The sequence below is a fragment of the Streptomyces yangpuensis genome, from assembly GCF_024666385.1.
Taxonomy (GTDB): domain Bacteria; phylum Actinomycetota; class Actinomycetes; order Streptomycetales; family Streptomycetaceae; genus Streptomyces; species Streptomyces yangpuensis.
Genome location: NZ_CP102514.1, coordinates 5,455,421 through 5,470,384, shown reverse-complemented (window position 1 = coordinate 5,470,384; position 14,964 = coordinate 5,455,421). Strand labels below are relative to the sequence as shown.

The following is a 14,964-nucleotide window of genomic DNA, read 5'->3' as shown; positions in this document are numbered from 1 at the left end:
GGCGGCTTCCTCACGAACCCTGCGGCTGACGGGCGGAGTTGGTGTCCAGTCGGGGGCCCTTGGAGAGGAACTCCGACCAGGCGATGGGCACCATGGCCGGGGTGACGCCGCCGTAGCCGAGCCTGACCTGTGCCTGGCTGGCCTCGGGACGGCCGTCCCCGCCCGCCTTGGTCTGGTCGGGGGCGCCGATCCCGGACTGCTCGGAGTCGCTGTCGCCGTTGGCCTGGACGGCGTACCGCAGGCCGGTGTCGGTCACCAGGAAGAGGGAGCCGCCGGCCGTGGTCTGCTTGCCCTGGACCTGGGTGTATAGCAGGCCGGAGCCGGGAGTGACGTACGCGCTCGTGCCGCTGGCGGTGATGTCGACGGGGTAGCCGGTGCCGGCCCAGGTGCTCAGCGTCTGGTTGCCCTGGCCGTCGACGGAGCGCAGGACGTTGCAGACGGTGTCGCGGTTGTCGGGACTGCTCGCCCGGGCACCGGCGGCCGGCGTCGTCCGGTTGATCCGCTCGGTCTTCTTCTGCGGCCACCTGACGTCGCCGGCGAACGGCGTGGCGTCCGGGTCGAGCGACTGGAGGTCGACCTCGCGGGCCTTGCCGTGCATGTTGAGCCCGTCGGTGGCCGGCGCCGAGATCAGCAGCCAGGCGACGAAGTCGGAAACCGGGGCGACCTTGCCGGGGAGGACCACGTAGTGCTGTGTCCCGGAGCCGGTCTGGGCCTTCAGCACCATGCCGACCTTGTTGTCGGCGGTGCTCAGGCCCTTGACGTCGGCGTTCGCCCCGGCCTTGCCGGGGATCGCCGGGAAGGCCAGGTCGTCACCGGAGTTGAGGGTCCCCAGCCATTCCGGACCGACCTGCTGCGGGGTGGCTCCGGTGCCGACCAGGGCGTTGGTCATCGTTCCGGCGGCCGGGGTGCCCTCGGGGAACTTGTACTTGGCGCCGGTGGCGTCGACGAGGTAGCGCTCCTTGCCCGGGCCGGTGCTCTCCACGTACAGCGCCTGGGTGTCGGTGAGCCGGCGGGCGTCGTCCGTCACGGACGCCTCGCGGTCCGCGAGGACGAAGGTGGCGGTCTGCACGCCGCGGCCGTTGCCGCCGGGCTGCTGGCAGACGGCCCACCGCTTGGCCTTGCCGGCCTCGGCCTTGGAGGGGAGCCGGTCGGGGGCGTACGGGATGCCGATGATGGGGCCGCGGGGCGGCTTGCCCGCGTCGAGCACCTTGTCCTCAACCTGCACCACTTTGAACTTCTGCGGATCCAGCAGGAGTCGGGCGGAGGCGAGGTTCAGCACCGGGTGCAGACGCGTCTGGTTCCTGCCGCCCACCTTCGTCGTCAGGACCACGTAGCGGGTCGTCGAGTCCTTGCCGACGATGACCCTGGTACCGGGCTCGTCCCAGCCCTTGGGGGCGGTCGGCTTGAACATGCCCCAGGCACCGAACCCGGCGAGCACGAGGGCTCCGACGATCACCCCGGGCAGGACGGCGCGCAGGGGGCGGGGCGCCCCCTCCTCGGTACCCGTGGCGGAGGGCTGGAGGAACGCGGCCACCGTCCGCCGCTTCGCAAAGGTGTACGCGTTGAGCTCATCACGTCGTGATGCCATGACCGTCTGCTTCTCCCCGCACGGCCCGGCCGGTGAGTACGGTCCCCGGGCCTCGATAGTCGGACCGGGCACCTACTATGCCTCTTGACGGACGGTATGCAGGGGCCGGGTAGGGTGAGGCGGCCCCTCAGGGCCTTCCACACCGGGGTAATCAGGGCTTGTTGGGGTGGATTGGGGAGATTCCGGGGCCCCGCGACGGGTGTCGCGCAGCGCCGGAACTCGTGAGGTCCTGCCCATGAGAGGGGAAGTGCGCGAGTGATGGCCACGGCGACGGAGCCGCAGACCGGCGCGCCCGCACCCGCACGCGGCGGGGTGACGCCGCACCCGAAGTCGAGCCCGGGCCGCTTCGGTCCGTTCCGACTGCAACAACTCGTGCTGCTCCAGGTCGCGGCGGCGGGGCTGCTCGTGGCCTGGGTGGTCGAGCCGCTGCTCCTGGCGCCCGTCGGCGTGCTCGCGCTCGTGCTGGTGGTGCTCGCGGTCGTACGCCGCCACCAGCGCTCCCTGCCCGAATGGATCGGCAGCGTGCTCGCGCTGCGCGCACGGCGCCGCCGGGCCGCGTCCTCCACCGTACCGGCGGGCACCGAACCGGGGCTGGCGCCGCTGGTCGAGGCCGATCCGGCGCTGCGCACCCTGACGTTCAGCGACCGGGACCGGCGCCCCGTGGGGATGGTCGGCGACGGAACCTTCCTGACCGCGGTCGTGCAGGTGGACACGGACGCCACCGCGCTGCGGCCCGACCGGGCGGCGCGGCCACTGCCGCTCGCCGTCGTACGGGACGTCCTCGAAGTGGACGGCATCCGGCTGGAGTCCGCGCAACTGGTGCAGCACACCCAGCCGGCGCCGGCCCCGCACCTGCCGGCCCGGTCGACGGCCACGCTCAACTACGCACCGCTGCAGGCCCGGACGGGCACCCCCGCGGTACGGCTGACCTGGATCGCGCTCAAGCTCGACCCGGAGCTGTGCCCCGAGGCGGTCACCGCCCGCGGCGGCGGACTGGCCGGCGCGCAGCGGTGCGTCGTGCGGGCCGCGGACCAGCTGGCGAGCCGGCTGGCCGGGGCCGGGTTCAGGGCCACCGTGCTGACCGAGCAGGAACTGACGGCGGCGCTGGCGACGTCCTCGTGCGCGAACCCGATGGCGATCACCCAGGCCGGCCGGTCGGCCAGCACCGGGCGGCGCACCGAGGAGACCTCGCGGACCTGGCGCTGCGACGACCGCAGGCACACGACGTACTGGATAGGCCGCTGGCCGCAGCTGGGCGGCTCCGGGGCGGCGGCGCTGCCGCAGTTCGTGGCGCTGCTGACCTCCCTGCCCACGCTCGCCACGAACTTCAGCCTGACGATGGCCCTGGCGGAGCGGCAGGGCGTGACCCTGACCGGACACGTACGGGTGACGGGACGCAGCGACGAGGAACTGGTCGCTGCACGGCGGGAGTTGGAGAGGACGGCGCGGGGCGTGAAGACCGGGCTGGTCCGGCTCGACCGCGAACAGGTGCCGGGACTGCTGGCTTCGCTGCCACTGGGAGGCGCGCGATGAGGGGTGGTTTCGGGCTGGTCGGCCCGCGGCGGGAGCGGCATGTGGTGCCCGCGACGGACCTGGACGCGCTGGCGGTGCCCGTCGGGGACGACGGCGTCGTCATCGGTGTGGACGCCGAGGGGCGGCCGGCGGTGCTCGGCATCAACCGGCCCACGCCGTACGAGGTGACGCTGATCGGCGGTCTGTGGACGGCGCAGGTGCTGGCGCTGCGCGCGGCGGCCACGGGTGCGCGCGTCGCGGTGGAGACCGGGCGCGGGCAGGTGTGGTCCGGGCTGGCCCAGGCGGCCGGTGGCGGGCAGCAGTGCGTGACCCTGCACGAGGTGGGACGGATCCCGCCGCAGGGCGCGTCCGCGGGCAGCCCGGTGCTGGTGATCCGCGACTGCGGGATGCGGCCGCCGCGCGGTCGCGTGGTGGCCGGGCCGTGGCAGTCGGTGCTGACCCTGCTGCCGTATCTGAGCCCGACGGCGCCGCGGTTGCTCCAGCAGGCGTCGCTGGTGGGCGTGCAGCGGGTGTCCCCGGACGAGGCGGAGCAGATCGGCCGCCTGATGCGGCTGCCGCGTCAGGCCGTGGCCTCCCTGCCGACCCTGGGCGACGGGGTGACCCTGTGGTGCACCCCGCGGGACCGGCAGTTCGTGATGACCCAGGGGACCGAGGCGGAGACCGGTCTGCTCGGTGCGGCGCGCCGCATCGACTGATGCGCGGCGCGCCCCGGTGGGCGGACCGCCCGCCCTCCCCGTGGAGCGGGGCACGGCGGACAGGGGCGACGTGCCCCGATTAGGCTGGACGCCGGCGCGGCGTGGGTGGGCGCCGGAGCAGTGTTCGACAGACCAGGAGGACCAGTGAGCGGCGATCGGAACGAGAGGCGCGGCGGGACGTGGGACGTCCCGACGGACGATCAGTCCGACGCGGAGCCCGAGATGACGGGCGAGTTCACCATCGACTACACACCGCCGGCCTGGTACACGCAGAGCGCGCCGCCGGCCGCGGCGGCGCAGGTGCCGGGGCTCCCCGAGGGCAGCGGCTTCGAGCCGCACCGTCCGTCGGACGTGGAGTCGCCCTCCACGATGCGGATCGCTCCGCCGGCGCCGCGGCCCCCGTCCGACGGCGCGGGGCCGGCCCGGCCGTTCGGGGCCGAGGCTCCGCCGCCGCACCCGGCGCCGGAGCCGATCTCGGCCCCGGAGCTGCCGTACGCGGCGCCCGAGCCGCCGTACGCGGGCGCCCCGGCCCCTGCCCCGGCGGCCGACGCACCCCTGCCCTCGGCTCCCGAGCCGATCGTGGCTCCCGACCTGCCGTTCGGGGCTGCGGCTCCGGCTCCGGTCGAGGCCGCACCGCCGGCACCCCCGGCTCCCGGTCCGGCTCCGGCTCCGGCTCCGGCTCCGGCTCCGGCTCCGGCTCCGGCTCCGGTGCAGCCTCCCGAGCTGCCGCACTCGGGTCCCGTCGCGGCCTCGGCCGACGGGGCGCCGCCGCACTCGGCTCCCGAGGCGATCGCGGCTCCCGACCTGCCGTTCGGGGCCCCGGCTCCGGCTCCGGTCGAGGCCGCACCGCCGGCACCCCCTGCTCCGGCGCCCGCGCCCGAGCTGCCGCACTCGGGTCCCGTCACGGCCTCGGCCGACGGGGCGCCGCCGCACTCGGCTCCCGAGGCGATCGCGGCTCCCGACCTGCCGTTCTCGGCCCCGGCTCCGGCTCCGGTCGAGGCCGTACCGCCGGCACCCCCGGCTCCGGCGGAGGAGGCCGGCGCGGAGCCGGCCGACGCCGTGCCCGCGCCGGTCGCGGACCTGCCGCCGGCCGGGGACGAGGCCGCCTCCGGAGGATGGGCCGGCCCGCGGGCCACCCCCGTCGAGGGGGTGCCCGTAGTGCCCCCGGCTGCCGGGGACAGCCCGTACGGGGCGCCTCAGGGTGAACTGCCGCCGCTGCCGCCCTCGTTCGCGACGCAGGGCTCCTACGGCTTCCCGCAGCCGACGCCCGCGCCCGGCCCGCAGGGCTCCTACGGCTTCCCGCAGCCGGCCCCCGCGCCCGCCCCACAGGCTCCCCAGCAGCCGCAGGCCCCTCAGCCGCAGCCCCAGCCCACCTACGACCCCCGCGCCTCCGGCCAGTGGCCCGTCGGCCCCGGTCAGCAGCCGCTGCAGCCCCAGCCCCACCCGCAGCCGCAGCCGCAGCCGCAGCCGCAGCCGCACGACCCGCGGTACGCCGCCGGCCCCACCGGTGGCGGCGCGCCGCTCGGCTACACCGCCGCCGTCGAGCTGTCCTCGGACCGGCTGCTGCGCAACAAGCAGAAGCCCAAGAGCAACAACAACGGCGGCGGGGGCGGCGGCGGCCTCTTCCGCTTCGGCGGCAAGGCGGCCGAGGCGGAGCGCCGCCGCAAGCTGGAGCTGATCCGCACCCCGGTCATGTCCTGCTACCGCATCGCCGTCATCAGCCTCAAGGGCGGCGTCGGCAAGACCACGACCACCACCGCGCTCGGCGCCACCCTCGCCACCGAGCGCCAGGACAAGATCCTGGCCATCGACGCGAACCCCGACGCCGGCACGCTCGGCCGCCGTGTCCGCCGCGAGACGGGCGCGACGATCCGGGACCTGGTCCAGGCGATCCCGTACCTGAACTCGTACATGGACATCCGCCGTTTCACCTCGCAGGCGCCCTCCGGTCTGGAGATCATCGCCAACGACGTGGACCCGGCGGTCTCCACGACCTTCAACGACGAGGACTACCGCCGCGTCATCGAGACGCTGGGCCGCCAGTACCCGATCATCCTCACCGACTCGGGCACCGGCCTCCTCTACTCCGCCATGCGCGGCGTCCTGGACCTGGCCGATCAGCTGATCATCATCTCGACCCCGTCCGTGGACGGCGCCAGCAGCGCCAGCACCACCCTCGACTGGCTCACCGCCCACGGGTACGCGGACCTCGTCTCCCGCTCGATCACCGTCATCTCGGGGGTCCGCGAGACCGCCAAGATGATCAAGATCGAGGACATCGTGCAGCACTTCGAGACCCGTTGCCGCGGTGTCGTCGTGGTGCCCTTCGACGAGCACCTCGCGGCCGGTGCCGAGGTCGACCTCGACATGATGCGGCCCAAGACCCGTGAGGCGTACTTCAACCTCTCCGCCCTCGTGGCCGAGGACTTCCTCCGGGCCCAGCAGCAGGCCCCGCAGAACCACTGGGGAGCGCCGCAGCCCCACCCGCACCAGCCCCAGCCCCACCCGCAGCAGCCGCAGCAGCCGCAGCAGCCGCAGCCGTACGGTCAGCCCCAGGGCCAGCCCCCGTACCAGCAGCCGCCGCAGCAGCCGGGGCCCTACGGCCACCCCTACCCACAGCAGCCGCAGCCCGGCCAGCCCTGGCAGCAGCCCCCCGCCGCCCCGCCCCAGCAGCCGCAGCAGCCGCCGCGCGATCCGCGTCTCGGCTGACCGGCCGCGCCGCACCCCGCACAACAGGAAGGGCCCGTACCACCCCAGATCCGGTCGGATCACGGGGCGGTACGGGCCCTCGCCCGTTCCGCGTCAGCGCTTCAGGTCGTACGCGTCGGTCAGTACCCGCGCCCGCTTCACGTCGTCGGCGATCGCCTCCAGCAGCCCGTCCAGCGACTCGAACTTCGCCATCCCCCGCACGTACGCGAGGAAGTCGACCGCCACGTGCTTGCCGTACAGGTCCAGTCCGACCCGGTCGATCGCGTACGCCTCGACCGTCCGCTCGGTCGCGTCGAACTGCACGTTCGTCCCCACCGAGATCGCCGCGGGCATCCGCTCGCCGTCCGCCGTCAGCCAGCCCGCGTAGACCCCGTCCGCCGGAATCGCGGTGTGCGGCCGCGTCTCCACGTTCGCCGTCGGGTAGCCCAGCTCACGACCGCGCTGCGCTCCGCGCACCACCACGCCCTCGACCCGGTGGGGGCGCCCCAGGACCTCGGCCGCGCCGTCCATGTCGCCCTCGGCGACCAGCCTGCGCGCCAGGGTCGAGGAGAACGGCACGCCGCCGCCCGCCTCGCCGCGCTCCACGAGGTCCACGACCTCGACCCGGTAGTCGTAGGTGGAACCCAGTTCGCGCAGGAAGTCGACGTTCCCCGCGGCACGGTGGCCGAAGCGGAAGTTCGGGCCCTCGATGACGGCCAGGGCGTGCAGCTTGTCGACGAGCACCTTCACGATGAAGTCGGCCGGGGACAGCTGCGAGAACTCCGCGGTGAAGGGGAGGATCAGCAGCGCGTCCACGCCCAGCCGGGCCATCAGCTCGGCCCGCCGGTCGTACGGGGCCAGGATCGGCGGGTGGCTGCCGGGGCGGACGACCTCGCTCGGGTGCGGGTCGAAGGTGACGACGACGGACGGCACGCCGAGCTCGCGCGCGGTGGCCACGGCCCGTCCGATGATCAGCTGATGTCCCCGGTGCACGCCGTCGTACGAGCCGATGGTGACGACGCTGCGTCCCCAGTCCTGGGGGATGTCCTCCAAGCCACGCCACCGCTGCACTGTGACCGCTCCTCGCCCGAACCCGGTTGGTCCTTGAACTGATTGCCGATTGCAGGTCTAAGACTGCCATGCCGGGGGCCGGTGCCACGCATCGGCGTCCGGGCCGGACGGGACCGGCGGGCCGGGGGCCGCAGAGCCGAGGCCGCGGAGCCGGGGGCCGGGTAGCCGCGGAGCCGGGGGGTCAGCGGGCCGAGGGGTCGGGGACCGCTGCGGATCCTCAGGTGACCATCCGCGGCGGCCCGGCCGAGCGTCTCCACCGTCCGCCGGGCGCCCGGCCCCGGCAGGGCCGCGCGGGGTGTCCAGGACGGGCCCGCCGCGGAGCCGGGGCACGGGCCCGGGTCGCATAGGCGGCGGGGGTCCGGTGGGGCCGGGCGCGCGCCGGGGCGTCTCCTCGGACGCCGAACGGTACTCGGGGCCGGAAAGCGCGGCAGCGGTGCGTTCGGCGCCCTGCGGGGATCGCCCCGGCACACACCCGGCCCCGGCCGAGCCGCCGAGACCCGGCACCCGGCACCCGGCACCCGGCACCCGGCACCCCGGGCAAGCGGACCGGTTCCGCCCCAGCCGGGAACCGTCTCGCTGTGCGCGCCCGGGCCACCGGCAGCGGCCGGATTCCCGAGGCCGTCCGTGCGGATCGAGTTCCACTCCCCGCAACGCCCCGTGAAAGCACACGCGGCGAACGCGCCCCCTTACGCTCCCTCCATTCACTCCGAGCGCCTGCTCGGACGGGTGAATAGCGGTGTCCGGGTGGATAGAGACCTACCCGAGGGGGGTCGTGGAGCGGTGAGCAGCACGGCATGTGCGCTCACCGCTCCACGTCAACGATCAGACGAAGACCGCGAGGGACTTCGCCTTTCCGTTCTTGCTCTCGACGAGCCCGAGGAGCTGGCCCTGCGGCCCGAAGACCGCGACGGTACGGCCGTCCCCGTACTCCTCCGGCATGTCGATCCGCACGCCGTTGGCGAGCAGCGAGGCCCGCCGGGCGTCGAGGTCCCAGCGCGGGAAGGCCGCGGCGGCCGCCTCGCCGATCGGCATGACGGTCAGCTCCTCCTGGAGCTGGTCCAGGGTCCGCGCGCGGTCGAGCTTGTACGGGCCCACCCGGGTGCGGCGCAGCGCGGTCAGGTGTCCGCCGACGCCGAGGTCGGCGCCGAGGTCGCGGGCGAGGGCGCGGATGTACGTACCGCTGGAGCAGACGACGGAGACGACGAGGTCGACGACCTTGGTGCCGTCCTCGGCCTCCGCCTCCCGCATGTCGTACACCTGGAACGACGAGATGGTGACCGGCCGGGCCGGGATCTCGAAGTCCTCGCCGTCGCGGGCTCGCTTGTAGGAGCGGACACCCTTGATCTTGATGGCGCTGACCTTGGACGGGACCTGCATGATGTCGCCCGACAGCTTGGCGACGCCCGCGTCCACGGCTTCCCGGGTGACCCCGGTGGCGTCCGTGGAGGTGGTGATCTCGCCTTCGGCGTCGTCCGTCAGGGTGTTCTGGCCCAGGCGGATCGTGCCGAGGTACTCCTTCTCCGTGAGCGCGAGGTGGCCGAGGAGCTTGGTGGCCTTCTCCACGCCGAGGACCAGCACGCCCGTCGCCATCGGGTCGAGGGTGCCGGCGTGGCCGACGCGGCGGGTTTTGGCGATCCCGCGCATCTTGGCGACCACGTCGTGCGAAGTGAAGCCGGACGGCTTGTCGACGATGACAAGGCCGTCCGGAGTCTTCCCTGCGTTGGTGCTCATTCCGCCGCTGCGTCCTCGTCGTCGTCGCCCGGCTTCTTGTACGGGTCGGCGTCGCCGGCGTACTGCGCGCCGGAGGAGACCTCGCGCACTTGGGCGTCGGAGGCGCGCGCCTTGTCGAGGAGGTCCTCGATGGTCTTGGCGTTCTCCGGGAGGGCGTCGGCGACGAAGGTCAGGGTGGGGGTGAACTTGGTCCCCGCCGCCCGGCCGACCGCGGAGCGCAGGACGCCCTTGGCGCTCTCCAGGCCGGCTGCCGCGCTGGCGCGGTCCTCGTCGTCGCCGTAGACCGTGTAGAAGACCGTGGCCTCCCGCAGGTCGCCGGTGACCCGGGTGTCCGTGATGGTCACGTGCGTACCGAGGCGGGGGTCCTTGACACCGCGCTGCAGCTTCTCCGCCACCACCTCCCGGATGAGGTCCGCCAGCTTCTTCGCCCGCGCATTGTCGGCCACTGGTCCGTCTCCTTCTTTTCTTGCAGACAAGCAATCAGTCTTCATCACCGTGGAGGCGCCGTCGTACGGACAGCAGCTCCACTTCCGGACGTGCCGCGACCAGCCGCTCGCAGCGGTCCAGTACGTCCGAGAGGAACCCCGCGTCCCCACTCACCAGCGCGACCCCTATGCGGGCCCTGCGGTGCAGATCCTGGTCGCCCACCTCTGCCGCGCTCACGGAGAACTTCCGCTGGAGCTCGGCGACGATGGGCCGGACGACGGAGCGTTTCTCCTTCAGCGAGTGGACGTCGCCGAGGAGCAGGTCGAAGGACAGAGTCCCCACGTACATGCAGTTCCGGATATCCCGCCGGTGCGGGTTCGGTGGCCTGCCGGGCCGTCGCCCGGCAGGATCCCCGGCGCTCGCGCGGCCGGGTCACCAGAACCGTACACGCAACGGCCGGGGCCGATCGACGGATATTCCGCCGACCGGCCCCGGCCCCCGCAGCGTCGCCGCCGGGTTACGACACGGTGCGAACCGCCTCGCGCTTACGCGCGGGGCTTCTCGCGCATCTCGTACGTCGCGATGACGTCGTCGATCTTGATGTCGTTGAAGGAACCGAGGTTGATACCACCCTCGAAGCCCTCGCGGATCTCGGTGACGTCGTCCTTGAAGCGGCGCAGACCGGAGATGGTGAGGTTCTCCGCGATGACCTTGCCATCGCGCAGCAGGCGCGCCTTGGTGTTGCGCTTGACCTCGCCGGACCGGATGAGGACACCGGCGATGTTGCCCAGCTTGGACGAGCGGAAGATCTCGCGGACCTCCGCCGTACCGAGCTCGACCTCTTCGTACTCCGGCTTGAGGAGACCCTTCAGGGCCGCCTCGATCTCCTCGATGGCCTGGTAGATCACCGAGTAGTAGCGGACGTCGACGCCCTCGCGGTCCGCCATCTGCGCGGCGCGGCCGGCAGCACGGACGTTGTAGCCGATGACGATGGCGTCGGAGCCCATCGCCAGGGCGATGTCGGACTCGGTGACCGCACCCACACCGCGGTGCAGGACCCGGATGTCGACCTCTTCACCGACGTCGAGCTGGAGCAGCGAGGACTCGAGAGCCTCGACCGCACCGGACGCGTCGCCCTTGATGATGAGGTTGAGTTCCTGGACCAGACCGGCCTTGAGCACGGAGTCGAGGTCCTCGAGGGACACGCGACGGACGCGCTTGGCGAAGTTGGCGTTGCGCTCGCGCGCAGCACGCTTCTCGGCGATCTGGCGGGCCGTGCGGTCCTCGTCGACGACGAGGAAGTTGTCGCCGGCGCCGGGGACGTTGGTGAGACCCAGGACCAGGACGGGGGTCGACGGACCCGCTTCCTCGACGTTGTTGCCCTTGTCGTCGAGCATGGCGCGCACGCGGCCGTAGGCGTCGCCCACGACCATCGTGTCGCCGACGCGGAGGGTACCGCGCTGGACGAGGACGGTGGCGACGGCACCGCGGCCGCGGTCGAGGTGGGACTCGATCGCAATACCCTGAGCGTCCTGCTCCGGGTTGGCGCGCAGGTCGAGCGAGGCGTCGGCGGTGAGGACGACGGCCTCGAGCAGGGAGTCGATGTGCAGACCCTGCTTGGCGGAGATGTCGACGAACATCGTGTCGCCGCCGTACTCCTCGGCGACCAGACCGAACTCGGTGAGCTGACCGCGGACCTTGGTCGGGTCGGCACCCTCGACGTCGATCTTGTTGACCGCGACGACGATCGGGACGCCGGCGGCCTTGGCGTGGTTGAGCGCCTCGATCGTCTGCGGCATGACGCCGTCGTTGGCCGCGACCACGAGGATCGCGATGTCGGTCGACTTCGCACCGCGGGCACGCATGGCGGTGAACGCCTCGTGACCCGGGGTGTCGATGAAGGTGATGCGACGCTCTTCGTCGTTGACCTCGGTGGAGACCTGGTACGCACCGATGTGCTGCGTGATGCCGCCGGCCTCGCCCGCGACGACGTTCGTCTTGCGGATGGCGTCGAGCAGTCGGGTCTTACCGTGGTCGACGTGACCCATGACGGTCACGACCGGCGGACGCGGCAGCAGGTACTCCTCGCCGCCCTCGTCCTCGCCGAACTCGATGTCGAAGGTCTCGAGGAGCTCGCGGTCCTCCTCCTCCGGGCTGACGATCTGAACTTCGTAGTTCATCTCGCCCGCGAGGAGCTGGAGGGTCTCGTCGGAGACGGACTGCGTGGCAGTGACCATCTCGCCGAGGTTCATCATGACCGCGACCAGCGACGCCGGGTTGGCGTTGATCTTCTCCGCGAAGTCGGTGAGGGACGCACCGCGCGACAGGCGAACGGTCTCGCCGTTGCCGCGGGGCAGCATCACGCCGCCCACGGACGGGGCCTGCATGGCCTCGTACTCCTGGCGCCTCTGACGCTTCGACTTGCGGCCGCGACGGGCCGGACCGCCGGGACGGCCGAAGGCACCCTGCGTACCGCCACGGGCACCGGGGCCGCCGGGACGACCACCGAAGCCGGGACGACCGCCGCCACCGGCGCCGGCCGGGCCGCCGCCGAAGCCGCCGCCACCCGGACGGGGACCGCCGAAGCCGCCGCCCGCGGGACGCGAGCCGGGACCGGCCGGACGGCCGGCGAAGCCGCCGCCGCCGGGACGACCGGCACCACCGGGACGGGGGCCGCCCGCACCGGGACCACGGCCACCGGGGCCGCCGCCGGGACGGGGACCGGGACCACCGGCAGCGGGACGCTGCGGCATCATGCCCGGGTTCGGACGGTTGCCGCCCGGAGCCGGACGCGGAGCGCCGCCCTGCGGACGGGGCATGCCGCCCGGGGTCGGACGGGCGCCGCCGGGACCCTGCGGACGCGGAGCGCCGCCGGGACCGCCCTGCGGACGGGGAGCACCCTGGCCGCCGGCGCCGGGGGCACCGGGACGCGGGGCGCCGGCCGGACGGGGCGCCTGCGGGCGCGCCATGCCGGTGGAGCCGCCGGAGGTGAACGGGTTGTTGCCCGGACGGGGACCGGCCGGACGGGCGCCCTGCGGGCGCGGTGCCTGGGCACCGGGGGTGCCGGCGGGACGCGCCGGGGCGCCGGGGGTGGCACCGGCCGGACGCGGGGCGCCGGGACGGGCACCGCCCTGGCCGGGGCCGGCCGGACGCTGCTGCGCCGGACGGGGGCCGGGGGCCGCGGCGGGACGCGCCGGGGCGGCCGGGGCCGCCGGAGGCGCGGAGAACTCGGTCGCCACGGGCGCCGCCGGAGCGGGCTTCGGGGCGGCCGGAGCCTTCGGGCCGGGACGCGGGCCGGGAGAGGCCGGCGTCACGGGGGCTGCGGCCGGGGCCTCGGCAGCGGCCGGCTTGGGGGCCGGTGCGCCGGGCTTCGGGGCAGCAGGACGTGCCGCAGCGGCCGGGGACGGCGCTGCGGGCTTGGCGGGCGCGGCCTTGCGGGGCGCGCCGGGCTTTGCAGCGGACTTGCCGGCGCTGCCGCCGGGCCCCTGCAGTGCGTCAGTCAACTTGCGTACAACCGGCGCCTCGATCGTCGAGGACGCCGAACGGACGAATTCACCGAGTTCTTGGAGCTTGGCCATGACGACCTTGCTCTCCACCCCGAACTCCTTGGCGAGTTCGTATACCCGGACCTTAGCCACTTCGCTCCTTTTAGGTCCGGGTTACGCCGGACCGTCGCTACTTCATGGGCGTACTCATCGCGTACTCATCGAGTGCTCATCGCAATCTCGACCTACTTCCAACTCGCGAGGTACCTGACCGCACGGGGTATCCGTGCCGTACTACTTCTTTATGCTGTGGTCCCGGCTTTCCCGGCCACGGCATTGCGCAGATCCGTCGTGTCGAGCGCTCCGGCGGACCGTAGGGCCCGGGGGAACGCCCGGCGGCGGACCGCCTGGTCGAGGCAGACCACGGCAGGGTGCACGTACGCACCCCGGCCGGGCAGCGTACCGCGAGGATCGGGGACGCATTCGTCCTCGATCGCCACGATCCGCAGCAGATCGCTCTTGGCCGCTCGCTCCCGACACCCCACACAGGTGCGTTCGGGGCATGCGCGGGCTTGCGTCCGGCCAGACACGCCTAAGTCTACCTCCCCGCACCGACCTCTCCCCCGACGAGTGCCGGGGGAAAAATCGAACGGCTGTCGTGTTGTCTTGATCCGCTGCCTGGACAGCGGCCGTGTGGAACCTGTCTACCGTCGGGGTAGCCCCGGCCGGTACCGGTTTATTCCCCGCCCCGGTCCCGGTCCGCGTCCGGGGACGCCTCCGTGTCGGGACGGATGTCGATGCGCCAGCCGGTGAGCCGCGCGGCGAGGCGGGCGTTCTGGCCCTCCTTGCCGATGGCCAGGGACAGCTGGTAGTCCGGCACGGTCACCCGGGCGGAGCGGGAGTCCCAGTCGACGACCTCGACCTTGCTCACCCGGGCGGGTGACAGCGCGTTCGCGACCATCTCCGCCGGGTCGTCCGACCAGTCGACGATGTCGATCTTCTCGCCGTGCAGTTCGGCCATCACGTTGCGCACGCGGCTGCCCATCGGGCCGATGCAGGCGCCCTTGGGGTTCAGGCCCGAACGGGTGGACCGGACGGCGATCTTGGTGCGGTGACCGGCCTCACGGGCGATGGCGGAGATCTCGACGCTGCCGTCGGCGATCTCCGGGACCTCCAGCGAGAACAGCTTCTTCACCAGGTTCGGGTGGGTGCGCGAAAGGGTCACGGACGGGCCGCGGACACCCTTCGCCACGCGCACGACATACGCCTTCAGGCGCAGGCCGTGCGGGTACTCCTCGCCGGGGACCTGCTCCTGCACCGGCAGGATGGCCTCCAGCTTGCCGATGTCGACGAGGACGTTCTTGGGGTCCTTGCCCTGCTGCACGACGCCGGTGATGACGTCGCCCTCACGGCCGGCGAACTCGCCGAAGGTCAGGTCGTCCTCGGCGTCGCGCAGACGCTGGAGGATCACCTGCTTGGCGGTCGTCGCGGCGATCCGGCCGAAGTCCGACGGCGTGTCGTCGAACTCCTTCGGCTCCTGGCCCTCTTCGAGATCCCTCGGGTCTTCCGTCGCCCACACGACCACGTGACCGTTGGTGCGGTCCAGCACGACGCGGGCGCGGCGGAAGCTCCCCTCGGTCCGGTGGTACGCGATGAGGAGGGCCGACTCGATCGCCTCGACGAGCAGGTCGAAGGAGATCTCCTTCTCCCGGACCAGACCCCGCAGGGCACTCATGTCGATGTCCAC

Annotated in this window: 11 protein-coding genes; 3 read left to right on the top strand and 8 right to left on the bottom strand. The window is 73.2% G+C overall.

Annotated features, from left to right (window positions below; genetic code table 11):
• Window positions 1–10: 10 nt before the first annotated feature.
• Window positions 11–1,588: a type VII secretion protein EccB gene (gene eccB, locus NRK68_RS25165; RefSeq protein WP_183068684.1), complete on the bottom strand. Its 1,578-nt coding sequence runs from the start codon at window positions 1,586–1,588 to the stop codon at window positions 11–13.
• Between the two features lie 258 nt (window positions 1,589–1,846).
• Here eccB and eccE point away from each other — a divergent pair, with 258 nt between their 5' ends.
• The 3 genes from eccE (at window position 1,847) to NRK68_RS25150 (ending at window position 6,525) form a co-directional block, all read left to right on the top strand.
• The gene (gene eccE / locus NRK68_RS25160; RefSeq protein ID WP_220819434.1) at window positions 1,847–3,121 is read left to right on the top strand and encodes a type VII secretion protein EccE; all 1,275 of its coding nucleotides are present in this window, start codon (window positions 1,847–1,849) and stop codon (window positions 3,119–3,121) included.
• Complete coding sequence (locus NRK68_RS25155) at window positions 3,118–3,816, top strand: hypothetical protein (protein WP_183068682.1); 699 nt, start codon at window positions 3,118–3,120, stop codon at window positions 3,814–3,816. The genes eccE and NRK68_RS25155 overlap by 4 nt, the downstream gene beginning before the upstream one ends.
• A gap of 144 nt (window positions 3,817–3,960) precedes the next feature.
• On the top strand, window positions 3,961–6,525 hold the full coding sequence (locus NRK68_RS25150; RefSeq protein WP_257856791.1) for an SCO5717 family growth-regulating ATPase: 2,565 nt from the start codon (window positions 3,961–3,963) through the stop codon (window positions 6,523–6,525).
• 93 nt (window positions 6,526–6,618) lie between these two features.
• Here NRK68_RS25150 and NRK68_RS25145 read toward each other — a convergent pair whose 3' ends face one another.
• The 7 genes from NRK68_RS25145 to nusA form a co-directional block, all read right to left on the bottom strand.
• Entirely contained in the window at window positions 6,619–7,575 is a 957-nt protein-coding gene (locus NRK68_RS25145; RefSeq protein ID WP_257856790.1) for a bifunctional riboflavin kinase/FAD synthetase, read from the bottom strand.
• A gap of 822 nt (window positions 7,576–8,397) precedes the next feature.
• Window positions 8,398–9,306, bottom strand: a complete 909-nt coding sequence (truB, locus tag NRK68_RS25140) for a tRNA pseudouridine(55) synthase TruB (protein WP_257856789.1) — start codon at window positions 9,304–9,306, stop codon at window positions 8,398–8,400.
• Window positions 9,303–9,752, bottom strand: coding sequence for a 30S ribosome-binding factor RbfA (gene rbfA, locus NRK68_RS25135; RefSeq protein WP_030030356.1), 450 nt, complete (start codon window positions 9,750–9,752; stop codon window positions 9,303–9,305). The genes truB and rbfA overlap by 4 nt, the downstream gene beginning before the upstream one ends.
• Before the next feature lie 34 nt (window positions 9,753–9,786).
• Window positions 9,787–10,080 carry a DUF503 domain-containing protein gene (locus NRK68_RS25130; RefSeq protein WP_030651158.1) on the bottom strand — a complete coding sequence of 98 codons (294 nt, stop codon included), beginning with the start codon at window positions 10,078–10,080 and terminating at the stop codon, window positions 9,787–9,789.
• Between the two features lie 197 nt (window positions 10,081–10,277).
• On the bottom strand, window positions 10,278–13,370 hold the full coding sequence (gene infB, locus NRK68_RS25125) for a translation initiation factor IF-2 (RefSeq protein ID WP_257856787.1): 3,093 nt from the start codon (window positions 13,368–13,370) through the stop codon (window positions 10,278–10,280).
• 149 nt (window positions 13,371–13,519) lie between these two features.
• On the bottom strand, window positions 13,520–13,807 hold the full coding sequence (locus NRK68_RS25120; RefSeq protein ID WP_183068677.1) for a YlxR family protein: 288 nt from the start codon (window positions 13,805–13,807) through the stop codon (window positions 13,520–13,522).
• A 146-nt stretch (window positions 13,808–13,953) separates the two neighbouring features.
• A complete protein-coding gene (gene nusA, locus NRK68_RS25115) occupies window positions 13,954–14,964 on the bottom strand; it encodes a transcription termination factor NusA (RefSeq protein ID WP_046776383.1) in 1,011 nt (336 codons plus the stop codon).